We start from the raw sequence: 13,438 nt of genomic DNA, 5'->3' as shown, positions 1-13,438 counted from the left end.
CCAACATGTCAGAAAATAATTTGCTTTCACCGCACAGTGCGCCGCACAGCGATGTAGAGGCTATCAAACGCCGAAGCAATTATCTGCGGGGGAGCCTTGCGGAAACGCTTGAAGACAGAATCACCGGGTCCATTCCCGAAGATGATAACCGTTTAATGAAATTCCACGGAAGCTACATGCAGGACGATCGGGATCTGCGCAACGAGCGTCAGAAGCAGAAGCTGGAGCCGGCTTATCAATTCATGCTGCGCGTGCGCGCGGCCGGCGGGGTCGTCACGCCCGCGCAGTGGCTGACGATGGACCGTATCGCGCAGCAATACGCCAACGGAACGATTCGTCTCACGACCCGTCAATCGTTCCAGCTGCATGGTGTACTGAAGTGGAACATGAAGCAAACGATCCGGGAAGTGAACGATGCGCTGCTAAGCACGCTGGCCGCTTGCGGCGACGTGAACCGCAACGTCATGTGCAATCCGAACCCGTACCAGTCGGAGGTGCACGGCGAGGTGTACGAGTGGGCCCGCAAGGTCAGCAATCACCTCGATCCGCGGACCAGAGCCTACCACGAAATCTGGCTTGACGGCGAGAAAGTGATCGACTCCCTTGACATTGCGGTAGAACAAGAGCCGATCTACGGACCTGTCTATTTGCCGCGCAAGTTCAAGATCGGCATCGCCGTACCTCCTTCCAACGATGTGGACGTATTCTCACAGGATCTGGGCTTTATCGCTGTCGTCGAAGACGGATGCCTGCAAGGCTTCAACGTCACGGCAGGCGGCGGCATGGGAATGTCGCACGGCGATCCGAAGACCTATCCTCAAGTGAGCCAAGTGATCGGATTCATCAAGCCGGAGCAAATGATCGACGTCGCGGAGAAGACCGTCACGATCCAACGCGATTACGGCGACCGCTCGGTCCGGAAGCATGCGCGCTTCAAGTACACGCTCGACGACCGCGGCATCGACTGGTTCATCGATGAACTGACCGATCGTCTGGGGTGGAAGCTCGACGCTCCGCGCCCCTACCATTTTGACCACAATGGAGACCGCTACGGTTGGGTGAAAGGAAGCGACGGCAAGTGGCATTTCACCCTGTTTATCCAGAACGGCCGGGTCCAAGACCAGAATGACCACCTTCTGATGACAGGCTTGCGGGAAATTGCCGAGGTGCATGCCGGAGATTTCCGGCTCACGCCGAACCAGAACTTGATCATCGGCGGCGTGAGCAGCCACAAGAAGAAAAAGATCGATGATTTGATCAAGAAATACCAGCTCACCGACGGAATTCATTATTCCGCATTGCGCAGGAATTCCATGGCTTGCGTGGCTCTTCCGACCTGCGGGCTCGCGATGGCCGAATCGGAGCGCTATCTTCCGACGCTGATGGAGAAGATCGAGCCGATGCTGGAAGAGTATGGCCTGCGCGACGAGGAGATCGTCATTCGCATGACCGGCTGTCCGAACGGCTGCGCGCGGCCGTTCCTGGCGGAGATCGCGTTCGTCGGCAAGGCGCCCGGCAAGTACAACTTGTATTTGGGAGGCGGCTTTGCCGGAAACCGTCTGAACAAGATGTACAAGGAAAATATCGGCGAAGCGGAGATTCTCGACTCGCTGAAACCGATTTTTGCCCAATACTCGAAAGAACGGCGGGAAGGCGAGCATTTCGGCGATTTTGTCATTCGGGCCGGCTATGTCAAAGAAGTTCGCTCGGGTCAAGATTTTCATCCGTAATACACCGACAACGGGGCCCATCCGGATTGGGAAGCGATCGGCGGACCGTGCTTCTAGGCGGAAACATAGTATACTAGCCAGGGGAAAAAGATTCGTTTCTTAAGCCAGTACTTGTGTGACGGATATTAGGATTTGAGGGAAGGGCTTTGATAAACCAGAGATGAGCTGGAACTGCAGCCTAGGGAGAGCTTGATAACAATAGCCCTCCCTAGGTTTTTATTTTTTCTCGATTTCCTCCATGGAAGCCAGTGGTTGTTCCCGTTGCGCACCTCTTCGGCAACTACGGCGAAGCCTTTGCCGTGTTCGTTCCCCCTTGCCGCCTCGATTCTTCATTCAATGATTAATACATCATCAGAAGCTTTTGTTCAAGGGTTGTGCTCGAGCACGGAAATGGGAACACGCAGCAAAATCCAAAGCACAATGACCGTGACGAACGATCCGGCCCACGCCCAGAGAGGATGCCGGTAATGCAGCAGCAGCATGGAAAACATGATCACATTAAATGCTGCAGACCACCATATATTCCAACCATGAAAATGGTCGATCAAATCCAGATACCGGAGATTTACATATTCGACGATTATGTACAACAGCACCCAGAGCGTGATCCAACCGCCCTGCTTCCAAATTGTTTTTTTCGGGAACCGGCCAAGGTAAATAAGTACAGTCGAGGGATAAACAACGAACATGATCATCAGGCTTATGATTTTGTGGCTGAATAAAATTTCTTCTCCCCAAAAAATCTCCTGGTACATCCACATCGGGCGATCATGAAACAGAACATTTTTTAACAGGTCGCCGACGATAAAGAATAAAACGGTGGGATAGTAAGCTCTCCAGTTCTTCCAATCTCCCCATTTCAGCGCGGCAAGAAGGAATAAGCCGTTGTAAATGAAATGCACGAATTTCCCTCCATTTCCTATTTAACCCACCTATAGTGCAAGTATTCCCAAATTTGCGCACTCATAATATTGCGGCGTAGCCGCTTGGGTTCACCATAAGCAGATTTTTATACATAAAAAGAGAGTTTAGTGAATCGACCGCCGTGCAGGGTTCCGTTACAGTAAACGTATTACTGCGGAATGAGGTGGCGGCATGGTCGAAATGACATTTATCGAAGGGCAAGGATATAGCCCGCAAATACGATGGGGGAACGCACCGTCGGAGAAGCTGATCGTTCATCAGCCCGTTACGGCTCACTATATGGATCGCTCGACAATCCGGATGAATTACGCGTCTGCCACACAGACGGAAGCTGCCCAATGGGTGGCGTCGGCGTCTTGGGAGCATGCGGGCTACCGGTTTGAAATCACGGACCGTTGGAACGCGGAGGAGAGCCGGGTCGTACTGCATCGCCATATCAAGGCGCAAGCGTATCGTCGCAACGAGGCCGGCGGCGGTGTCCAGTTTCAGCTGCAGGCCGGCATCTCGGCCGAGCCAGACGGTGAATGGCGCTTTTGCGCGCCGGCTACCCACTATTCGGAGCCGGGAACGCCGGACACATTTACGGAAGCAAAGGTGTATATGGAAGACCGCTTGACCTATCCGTTTATTCAAGGCTACCGGCCGGACAGCGGCCGTTCCGTCACATTGGGCCGCGTGAAGCTGCCGCACACGACGAATCCGCCCCGCCGGACCGAAGCCAAGGAGAACCGTTACATGCAAGAGACGGAAGCAGGCTCCGTTGGTTATGCCGTTCATAACGGGAACGAGGTCATCCTGCAAGCGTTCTGGCCTTATTACGAAGGCGAGCGAAGCGTCGCGCTGGACGCCGGGCGGACCCCGGTGTCGGCGTTTTATCCGCTCGACGGGCAATCGTTCGAAATGGAATTGGTCTATGACCTGCGCTTCGGCCATGGCGACACGTTTGCCGACGCGGTGTACGATGCTTTCCGGTCTTATGCCGATCTTCTGCCGCCCGAGCCGGTCGAGTTGCCGTTCACACTGGAGCAATCGATCGATTACCGGAACGTTTCCTTGCGCAAAAGCTACCGCGAGCTCGACAACGGCGGCGCCGGATTCTTTTTCCACTTCGATCCGAGACACGGCTACGGCTCCCAGCCTTCGGGCTTCGGCACGTCGTTTAACAACATTCCGCATGAATCGTACACGCGCATTCTCGAGTACGGCTTTACCGGGCGTCAAATCAACACAGCTTATACGCTGGCGAAATCGTACGGCGGCGAGTGGATCGAGAAAGGCCGCAAGGTCACGCAATTTTTCGTCGATCGGATGCCGATGCCGTCCGGATTTCTGTACTCGTTGTTCGATATCGAGAACGACAAGCCGTTCGCTTCGTTCGGTGAGGAAGGCGCGCCGAAGCTGCATTATATTTCGCACGGCAACATCCCGGGCAATTATTTGCGGACCATGGTCGAGCCGGCGTTCGACCTGCTGCTTAACTATCAGCTTTACGCTTCACTTGGGGTGGAACAGCCATCGTGGCGGGAAACGACGGAGAAATTCGCCCGCTTCCTGCTGCGGAACCAGAACGAAGACGGCTCATGGTACCGTGCTTACGAGCCGGACGGGACGCCGCTCAAAAACGCCGAAGGCTTCGGGAACGACGAATTTTCATCCAAGTCTGCGAGTTCGATCCCGATCCTGTATTTGATTGCGATGGGCCGGGCGGCCGAATCACACGGACAGCCGTTTTTCGATGCCGCCCGCATGGCAGGCGATTACGTGCTCGGCACCTATGTGCCGAAGGATCATTACCTGGGCGGCACGCTGGACAATCCGAATGTGATTGATAAAGAAGCCGCTCAGTACACCATGGCGGCTCTGTATGGGCTGTACAAGCTGACGGGCGATGAGCGCTATCTGCGGGGCTCCGTCCGGGCGGCCAAAATTTTTGTGACCTGGAACTATATCTGGAACGCTCCGCATTTTCCCGGTACGGACCTTGACCGTGTCGCCTTCAAGACCGTCGGAACCGGCGGCATTAATTCCATCTGGGGCGGCGGCGTTGTGGATATTTATTCGCTGTTCCATATCGAGGAGCTCGACCGCCTTGGCGCCGAAACCGGCGATTCGTTCTTCCGGGCTATGGCCGCATGGATCGCGATCGGCACACAGCAGCTGCTGTCGCATCCGGGCGATTCGATGGGCTTCACCGATCTGGGCATGCAGCCGGAAGGGTTCGGGATTTGCAGCCAGGGGAAGGATGAAGGCATGATCGCCAAGGGGGACATTTGGGGCACCCTCGGCTGGATTTATTCCGCCGGCATTTTCGGACTCGGTAAATATCTTGACAACCTTAAAAACGACGCAAAGTAAAACTGATAGATTTTCGCATGAAACCGGACAGATTCGTGAATATCGTAAAATGGCCGCATCCGGTACGCTGAAGATGCGAGGGAAACAACATCAAGGGAGGATCCTGGAGATGAAGAAAAAATGGCGCGTTATGACGACCGCACTGGTATTGGCATTATCTCTTGTCGCATCGGCATGCGGCTCCAACAATCAGGGCGGCGAAACGGCGGAAGAAGGAGAAGCCTCCGGCCGGAAGGCGGTCGAGCTGACGATGCTCAGCAGCTGGAGTACGGATACGGAGCGCGGCAAAGCGCTGCAGACGATCGTGGACAAGTTCAACCGGGAGAACGAAGGCAAAGTGAAGATGAACGTCGACATTAACCCGGACTGGCCTTCGCTCCAAGAGAAAGTGAAGACCATGATCGCTGCGGGGGAGACGCCGGATCTGTTCAACTATAATTTTAATCCGAACGATCTTTCCCGGCAGAAGTCCGGCAAGCTTCTCGATTTCACCCCTTTCATGGATGAAGCCTGGAAGTCCCGGTTTACCGAACAGGATCTGCAGGCGATGACGGTGGACGGGCAGCTGACATCGATTCCGTTCGAGAAAGCAGGCATACTGTTTTACTACAATAAAGATTTGTTCGCCAAGGCAGGCATCGAGTCTTTCCCGCAAACGTGGGATCAATTTTTTGAAGCGAGCGACAAGCTGAAGGCGGCGGGAATTACGCCGATTTCCCTGATGACGACCGATGATGCGTGGCATACGACGAACGCGTTCACGTACCTGGCGGCAAGCATCGCGGGAACCGGCGTGTTCGATCCGGGCAAATCGCTGGACACGCCCGAGGTCGCCAAAGCGGCCGAATATTTGAAAAAGCTGTTCGAGTACACGACGCCGGACGCGCTCGGCGGCAATTATTCGGTGAGCTCCAACAACTTCGTGATCGGCAACACGGCCATGATCATCGACGGACCTTGGTTGATCGGATCGATCCCGGAAGAAATGGTTCCGTCGATCGGCATCGCGGCAAGCCCGACGTTCGGAGACGGCAAGGCGCAGCCCGGCTTTACGGTAACGGATGCGTATACGCCTTGGTCTGCCGCAAAGCAGGAATCGAAGGAAAAAGAAGCGGCCGTCGTGGCGTTCCTGAAATTCATGACTTCCGAGGAAAGCTCCAAAACGTTCACGATGGACGGCCGCATTCTGCTCTCGACCAAGCTCAATCTCAGCGGGGAAGAGACGAATCAGGCAGGGCCGATTCTCGGCCAATATATCCAGACGAACAGCCGGGCGCCGGAAAGCATCGTCAACCTCGTTCGTATTCTCAAGCCTTCGGCGATCGCCAAGCTTCCATCGCTGATCGAAGGCCTTGTTCTCGACAAATATACGCCCGAGGAATTCGCCAAGCAGCTGCAGGCGGCGAACGGGTAAAGGACAGGGGAGGGGGAACCTCCCCTTTCCATTCCTTCAAGCCATGTAATCGGAAAGGGAAAGGGGCTGAAGCAAGATGACCGCCAGACAAATCTATTACTACCTGGCTCCGGCCTTGTTGTTTACGATCGTGTTTTTTATATTTCCGCTCATCTTCGTCGGGTATGTCGGCATGCGGGAGTGGAACGGAATCGGCGCCATGACCTATGTCGGGCTGGACAATTTCCGCTATCTGCTCAGCGATCCCGCGTTCAAGACGGCCATGACGAACACCGTTTACTGGATATTGGCCGGCATATTTCTGCATACGCCGCTGGGACTGCTTCTCGCGCTCATCCTGTTCAAAAAGCCTAAAGGCTGGAAGTGGTTCCGCACGCTGTTTTTCCTGCCCAACGTCATCTCCACGACCGCCCTTGCTTTCTTGTGGTACTTCGTGCTTCATGTCAGCCTCGGGCTGGTGAACAACTCGCTCAAAGCGGTCGGACTGGATTCGCTGGCACGCGCATGGCTCAGCGACCCGAGCACGGCGGTATTCAGCAGCATGCTGCCGTTTATTCTCTACGTCGGGTTTACGATGGTCATCTTCCTGACGCAGATGTCGACCATCTCCCCGGAGCTGTACGAGGCGGCGGAAATCGACGGAGCCACCGGCGTTCAAAAGGATTGGCACATCACCATTCCGATGGTGAAAAGCGCGATCGCGATCAACGTCATCTTCAATACCGCGTTCACTTTGCGCATGTTCGAATATCCGCTGCTCATGACGGGCGGCGGACCGGCCGATTCCACGCTGAACCTGTCGCTTTATATTTATCGTGAAATGATTACGGCTAACCGCTACGGCGTCTCCATGGCGGGAGGGCTGATGACCATCTTGCTCGGAACGATCGCCATGCTGCTCGTATTCGGCATTTTGCGCCTGTCGGAAAGGAGGGGGAGAAGGCTGTGAAAGGCTTCCGTTGGATCGTGATATCGCTATTCCTGCTGATTACCCTTGTCCCGTTCCTGTGGCTCATTCTCGCGTCGTTCAAGACGAGCCGTGAGCTGTTTTCTTCACCGTTCAAACTGCCCGATAAGTGGATGTGGCAAAATTATGAGAGCGTGCTGTCCAGCCATCCGATCCCGCAGTATTTTTTCAATTCGACCTTTATCGCCGTCGTGTCCACCCTGCTGGCGGTTATCGCGGCGACCTTGGTTTCCTATGCTTTCATGTACACCTTCAGGTTCAAGCCGGGCTTATTGCTTCTGATCACGTTCGGCATCTTTATTCCGACCAATGCGTTCATCGTTCCCTATTACTTTATCGTGAACTGGCTCGGCATGTACGACACGCTTGTCGGCGTAGCCCTCGTCTATGCCGGGGTATCGCTTCCGCTCAGCATCCTGATTGTAAAAACCTATATGGATTCGATCCAGAAGGAGCTGCTGGAGGCTTCTTTTATCGATGGGGCGAGCGTTCATCGGACGTTCTTGAGCGTCATCCTGCCGGTATCTTATCCGGGCATGACGACCGCGAGCATTTTCTTGATGATTACGGCATGGAACGAGCTGCTGTTCGCCTCGTTGCTTACCCAGAGCGAAGCGACCAGGACGCTTCAGGTGGCCATTCGCTTTTTCCTGACCACGTTCTCGGCGAATTATCCGGTTGCCTTCGCGGCCATGGTCATTGCGGTTTTGCCGACGATTGTCGTTTATTCCCTGCTCAGCGAGAAAATAATAGGTGGACTGACGGCCGGCGCCGTGAAATAATCGATTGAACGATCGAGTCCGGGAGGTAGAGCGGCATGAGAGTGCTGATTGTTGACGACGAATTGTTTATCCGGGACGGGCTGCGTACGTTGATCGATTGGCAAGAGGCCGGGTTTGACGAAGTGATGGATGCGAAGAATGCGATGGAAGCGATAAACGTCATCGAGCGGGCGAGGCCCGACTTGATTCTGACCGATATCTTTATGCCGGAAATGTCCGGACTGGATTTTGCCAAGAAGATTCGCGTACAGTACCCGTCCATTCGCTTCGTCATCCTGACGGGATATGAGAAGTTCGAATACGCCAGGGAAGCGATCGAGATCGGCGTGGCGAAATATTTGGTCAAGCCCGTTTTCCCGGATGAGTTGAAGGAAACGGTGGATGAACTGGTGCAAGAAATGACGCTTGAGCGCCGAAACCTGAATTGGAGCGAAATGGCGCAAAAGCGCCTGAATGAATATAAGCCCATTATCACCGAGAAGTTTTGGGGCGATGTGCTTGCGGGCGTGCTGACGGATCCGGCGGAGATGCGCCGTCGAGCGGCCGCCGCCGATATCCCCCCGACCGGCAATGAACTCCGTTGTCTTGCAGTTGAAATCCGCGGGCTGGAGAAGGTGTATGAAAGATATGGGGCAAGCGAGCTGCCGCTTGTCCGGTTTGCGATCCGGAACATGCTCGAGGAGCTGCATGCGGGCGCCATCGCGTATATCTATGACTATTCGGAAGCCGTTCTGCTGTGCTTGTTATCCGAACCTGCGGAGACGGACGATTGGAAGGCAACCGCCGAGGCGATCGAGTGCACGCTCAAGATTGACGTCGGCATCGGAATCGGGCACACCGTCGGCGATTTTTCAGTGATCCGCTCTTCCGCCCTGGAGGCGCTGGACAGCGTGAAATATTTGGCGATGCTGGAGCAGACGGGCGTTATGCGTTACGAGGATATCCCCGCATGGAAGAAGGACCACGTCGAGTATCCTTACGAGGAAGAGAAGAATCTGCTCGAGCTGCTTCGGTACCGCGACCGGATCGGCGAGCAGGCCATGGATGCGTTTATCCATCAAACGATGAGCCAGAATCCTTCGCCGAATATGAACCGTCTGGTCTTCGTCCAATTGCTTGGGGCCGTCTACCGGCTGGCCGACGAGTACGGGATTGAATCGATACCAGCCTTTCATCAAAGCGTTTCCCGGCTGGAGGAATCGCCCTCCTACGGGCAGGTCCGAAAGCTGTTTCTTGAGCTGTTCACGGAAATTGCGGCACGCCGAAGCTCGCATCATACCGGCTTCGTCAGCCAGCTGGTGGAAGGAGCGAAGCAAATCATCGACGGCCGGTATAGCGATCCGGATTTGAGCGTGGCCTCGATCGCGCAAACGCTTTGCATCTCGCCGAACTATTTGTCCCGCATTTTTCACCGGCAGACCGGGAAGACATGCGTCGAGCACATGACGGAACGGCGGCTTGAGGAAGCCGCAAAGCTGCTGCGCCTGACGACCCTCAAAAATTATGAAATCGCCGAGCAGGTCGGTTACGCCAACGCGCATTATTTCAGCTCCATATTCAAGAAAAATATCGGCTGCTCCCCCAGCGAATTTCGCGAGCGGGCCGGCGAGCGGCAGGAGCATTCCTGATGCGCTCGATCCGTACCCAAATGATGCTGTTCTTCTCCCTGCTCATCTTCGTTCCGATCGTCATCAGCAGCGCGAACGTGTATTACGCATTGGAAAACTATTTGGAGAAACAATACGTCAAACAGCAGGCGCAATCGATCGACAACCTGGCGTCTGAGCTGGGGGAGTGGCGCTTCAAGCTGCAGGATTTATCGCTGCGTTTGTTCGGCGATCGCCGTGTCCAGCAATTTTTGCGATATCCCAATACCGCCCAAACCGGCGAACAGCTCCAGCGGACGACGGACTTTCGCCAGGCTTTGCAAATCTACACGTCGACCAATAATGCCGAGGTTTCGATTTTCGTCGTCCGCGGCAACGGGACCATCTACGGCGATGGGCTGAGCGCGGCTTACAAAAGCTATATCGACTCCCGGATTGAGACGGCCAGGCGCGGCGCCGGTTTGCCGGTTTGGGAAAATGCGGGGGAGATCGGCCGAATTGCCTTGTTTCGCCAAATAAACGATAACGAGACCGATTTGAACCGTCCGATCGGTTATTTGTTTCTTCTGCTGGACAAAAGGGAAGTCGACAGGATCATCGGCAGGTACTCGGTGGACGCGGGCCAGCAGTATGCCGTATACGATGCGGCGGGCTCGCTGGAATTGTCGACGGACCCGGGCATATCCGGGGCGTTCCTGCGGCGGATCGGAAGCGAACCGCGCGTTTCGGCGCAAAGAACGATGCAGCTTGACGGCGAGTCGTATATCACGTTTGCCGAGAAGCGTTCCGATTGGACGCTGGTGTCGTGGATACCGGAGAAGGAGGTGCTGCAGCCCGCCAGAGAGCTGTTTTTCGGCATCCTTTTCATCACGGTCGCGCTTCTATGCTTCTCCGTATTCATGGTGTTGTTCCTGTCTCACCGGATTACGAAGCCGTTAAAGATGATCCAGCGGAAAATGAAGCAAATCGGGGAAGGGGTCTTCATCTTTAAAGTGCCGGTCGTCCGCAACGACGAAGTCGGCGAGCTTGCGTTCGCGATGAATCGGATGTCGGATGAAATCGTCAGCCTTATTCAGAAAAACCGCGAGGAGGAAGCGAAGCGCCGTCGCATCCAGCTGCAAACGCTGGAGTACCAGATCAACCCCCATTTTCTGTACAACACGCTGGATTCCGTCAACATGCTGGCGCGAAAGCATAAAGATCCGATCATAGCCGACATCGTCACCTATCTTTCTCGTTTGTTCCGGATCGGGCTGAACCAGGGCCGCGAGTTGATCACCGTTGCCGACGAAGTGCGGCACGTGACCTATTACTTGAAGATTCAGGAAATCCGGTTCAGCGGGCAGCTGTACTGGCAAATCCATATGGACGAAAGCATTGCGAATGTGAAAATGATCAAGTTCCTGCTGCAGCCGCTCGTGGAAAACAGTATTAACCATGGCATCCGCAAGCGCGACGAGCCCGGTCATATCGAGATTTGCGTCCGTGCGGAGCCGGATTTCATCGTGCTGGAGGTAAAGGATGACGGCGTCGGGATGAATCGGGAGCGGCTTGAACAGGTCCGTCAATCGTTGGCCGCCGGCAGCGACGATCAGGAGGCGGATCACGGATTCGGTCTGCGGAATGTCCATCAGCGGATCCAGCTTCATTACGGAGACCGTTACGGGCTGGAATTGGCAAGCGAAAGCGGACAAGGGACGACCGTTGCGATTCGGCTCCCGAATCGGTAAATGAAAACTATCAAAGCTGCAAGCTGGCGTCGGCAATCAATCGGCGCCGGCTTGTTTCGTTTTCGGATCGCAGGCGCCGTGGCCTGGTTGACAATCCGCGTGCACGCATCTTGTCGATTATGCTATTCTTAAAGCACTTCGAGCTTTATCAAATTCTACTCATATTGATGAGGTATCGTCATTTGCATTTTTTCATTGAAAGGAGAGCGATCATTCATGTTGAACCTGCAGCAATACGGACTTAAATTCAATGCGCAGGCGATCCATGCCAAAGAATTCAGAAAACGGTTTTTTCGCGGTTATGACCGGATGGAAGTGGATGAATACCTGGACGAAATCATTCAGGATTACACCCGCATGCAGGAGATCGTCGAGCGCCTTGACGAGGAGCTGGCAGGTATCCAGAGAGAATTCGCCCGCAGCGGGGAAGAGGCTTACGACAAATATATGACGAAACGCCGTCTGGAGGAGCTGGAGCTGGCCGTGTTCGGGGAGAAACGGGACAGGCTCCGGGCGCGCGTCTGACAGTCGAATTCGACAAAAAAAGGAACAGCCGCATGCGCAGGCGTGGCGGTTTGTTCCTTTTTTGTCCGGTCTGTTCATATTCCGAATCTATTTGTGCAAGCTTGTCTTGGGGGCACAGCGACCTGCATCATTCGGACGTGTGCGGAGCTTTTATACGGCAGGATAATAATGGCTATACTGTAGCTATTCGAGGTCGAGAGGAGGGACGCGGGTGGAAAGCCGTGCATTGAAATGGTTGTTGTCCGGCGCCGTTATGGTCCTGATCTGGACGTTCGGCAGCAGCGTCGATATGCAGCTGTTCACCACCGTTAAAGCCGAGGCTCGGCCTGCTTCCGGTTTATATCAGCTGGAATCGGAGATCGCGGCCGCGCTGCGAAGCAGAAACGAACAAGTGCAAATCGACTATACCGGCGACGCGAAGGAATTGTCGGACAGCATCAAAACGACAGTCAGGCAGGCAATCGCCCATGACGAGTATACCGCCTATATCGTCGACTCCTATTTTTATTCGATTCGTACCTGGAACGGCGTGTCGCGCATCAAGCTCTCGCTGCGCTATCGGGAGACTCCCGCGCAGACGGCGGAGGTGGACCGGCAGGTCGCGTCGGTTATCGGAACATTGATCGAGCCCGGCATGAACGATCATCAGAAGGTGAAAGCGATTCACGATTGGATCGTGCTGCGGCTGGCGTATGATGGGGCTTTGGCCAATTATACCGCTTACGAGGCGCTTCAGTCCGGCCGGGCCGTCTGTCAAGGCTATTCCCTGCTTGCCTACAAAATGTTGACGGCCGCCGGGATACCGTCCCGGATCGCCGAAGGCAAGGCGGCTTCCGGAGACCATGCGTGGAACCTCGTCTTGTTGGAAGGGAAGTGGTTTCACCTCGATACGACGTGGGACGATCCCGTGCCGGATGTGCAAGGCAGGGTGCGGTACGACTATTATTTGAAGACCGGCGCGGAGCTGCGCCGGGACCACAGTTGGACCCGCACTTATCCGGCGGCAACGACCGATTATGCGGGTGTAGTGTCGGCGGCGGCGCTGAACGATCCGGGAAAGGCGGCGTTCTACACCGGTTTGGAACGCGAGCTCGGGTTCGTTTGGCTGAAGCCCGAGCACACGTCGGCGTCCGCGGACGACTTGCGCGACAAGCTGCAGGCCGCCGTCTTGTCCGGCCAGACGACATTGAAGGTGCGGTATGTGGACGGAGACCGGGCGAAGGCGGATTTGCAGGAAGCTTTGGCCGGTATGGGGGAGTTTGGATTTACGTCGTATAAAGCCGCTTTCTCGCCTTTCGGAGCGGACGGCGCCGTTCTGCTGGATGTGACGCTGCAGAAATGAAGAAGACCGCGCAGCACAGGGTCGCAAGGGCCTTGCTTGCGCGGTCTTTTCTTAAGTCGTTC

General features: G+C 55.2%; 10 protein-coding genes. 9 read left to right on the top strand and 1 reads right to left on the bottom strand.

Going from position 1 to position 13,438, the window contains the following annotated elements; genetic code table 11:
* Positions 1–5: 5 nt before the first annotated feature.
* A complete protein-coding gene (gene cysI / locus RWM61_RS06570; protein ID WP_313998719.1) occupies positions 6–1,730 on the top strand; it encodes an assimilatory sulfite reductase (NADPH) hemoprotein subunit in 1,725 nt (574 codons plus the stop codon).
* Positions 1,731–2,095: 365 nt separating this feature from the next.
* On the opposite strand, the gene RWM61_RS06565 is transcribed toward cysI, so the two are convergent.
* Positions 2,096–2,632, bottom strand: a complete 537-nt coding sequence (locus RWM61_RS06565; RefSeq protein ID WP_313998718.1) for a CBO0543 family protein — start codon at positions 2,630–2,632, stop codon at positions 2,096–2,098.
* Between the two features lie 193 nt (positions 2,633–2,825).
* Here RWM61_RS06565 and RWM61_RS06560 point away from each other — a divergent pair, with 193 nt between their 5' ends.
* The 8 genes from RWM61_RS06560 to RWM61_RS06525 all read left to right on the top strand — a co-directional run bounded on the left by RWM61_RS06560 (position 2,826) and on the right by RWM61_RS06525 (position 13,376).
* Positions 2,826–5,009, top strand: a complete 2,184-nt coding sequence (locus RWM61_RS06560; protein ID WP_313998716.1) for a hypothetical protein — start codon at positions 2,826–2,828, stop codon at positions 5,007–5,009.
* Between the two features lie 109 nt (positions 5,010–5,118).
* Complete coding sequence (locus tag RWM61_RS06555) at positions 5,119–6,423, top strand: extracellular solute-binding protein (RefSeq protein WP_313998714.1); 1,305 nt, start codon at positions 5,119–5,121, stop codon at positions 6,421–6,423.
* Positions 6,424–6,499: 76 nt separating this feature from the next.
* Positions 6,500–7,372 (top strand): sugar ABC transporter permease, encoded by an 873-nt coding sequence (locus tag RWM61_RS06550; protein ID WP_313998712.1) that lies wholly within the window; start codon positions 6,500–6,502, stop codon positions 7,370–7,372.
* Positions 7,369–8,172, top strand: a complete 804-nt coding sequence (locus RWM61_RS06545; protein WP_313998710.1) for a carbohydrate ABC transporter permease — start codon at positions 7,369–7,371, stop codon at positions 8,170–8,172. Before RWM61_RS06550 ends, RWM61_RS06545 begins: the two co-directional genes overlap by 4 nt.
* A gap of 35 nt (positions 8,173–8,207) precedes the next feature.
* On the top strand, positions 8,208–9,800 hold the full coding sequence (locus tag RWM61_RS06540; RefSeq protein WP_313998708.1) for a response regulator: 1,593 nt from the start codon (positions 8,208–8,210) through the stop codon (positions 9,798–9,800).
* Positions 9,800–11,509 carry a sensor histidine kinase gene (locus tag RWM61_RS06535; protein ID WP_313998706.1) on the top strand — a complete coding sequence of 570 codons (1,710 nt, stop codon included), beginning with the start codon at positions 9,800–9,802 and terminating at the stop codon, positions 11,507–11,509. Before RWM61_RS06540 ends, RWM61_RS06535 begins: the two co-directional genes overlap by 1 nt.
* A gap of 216 nt (positions 11,510–11,725) precedes the next feature.
* On the top strand, positions 11,726–12,034 hold the full coding sequence (locus RWM61_RS06530; protein ID WP_313998704.1) for a DivIVA domain-containing protein: 309 nt from the start codon (positions 11,726–11,728) through the stop codon (positions 12,032–12,034).
* 211 nt (positions 12,035–12,245) lie between these two features.
* The gene (locus RWM61_RS06525; protein WP_313998702.1) at positions 12,246–13,376 is read left to right on the top strand and encodes a transglutaminase domain-containing protein; all 1,131 of its coding nucleotides are present in this window, start codon (positions 12,246–12,248) and stop codon (positions 13,374–13,376) included.
* Positions 13,377–13,438: the final 62 nt, after the last annotated feature.

The organism is uncultured Paenibacillus sp. (assembly GCF_963515335.1).
GTDB lineage: Bacteria > Bacillota > Bacilli > Paenibacillales > Paenibacillaceae > Paenibacillus_I.
The sequence above is the reverse complement of the archived record's forward strand: the minus strand, read 5'-3'. Positions and strand labels throughout refer to the sequence as shown.

Excerpts from the sequence above, each read along its gene's own strand:
- RWM61_RS06535 (WP_313998706.1), top strand. The coding sequence starts at position 9,800 with ATGCGCTCGATCCGTACCCAAATGATGCTGTTCTTCTCCCTGCTCATC.
- RWM61_RS06540 (WP_313998708.1), top strand. The coding sequence starts at position 8,208 with ATGAGAGTGCTGATTGTTGACGACGAATTGTTTATCCGGGACGGGCTG.
- RWM61_RS06555 (WP_313998714.1), top strand. The coding sequence starts at position 5,119 with ATGAAGAAAAAATGGCGCGTTATGACGACCGCACTGGTATTGGCATTA.
- RWM61_RS06550 (WP_313998712.1), top strand. The coding sequence starts at position 6,500 with ATGACCGCCAGACAAATCTATTACTACCTGGCTCCGGCCTTGTTGTTT.
- cysI (WP_313998719.1), top strand. The coding sequence starts at position 6 with ATGTCAGAAAATAATTTGCTTTCACCGCACAGTGCGCCGCACAGCGAT.
- RWM61_RS06560 (WP_313998716.1), top strand. The coding sequence starts at position 2,826 with ATGGTCGAAATGACATTTATCGAAGGGCAAGGATATAGCCCGCAAATA.
- RWM61_RS06530 (WP_313998704.1), top strand. The coding sequence starts at position 11,726 with ATGTTGAACCTGCAGCAATACGGACTTAAATTCAATGCGCAGGCGATC.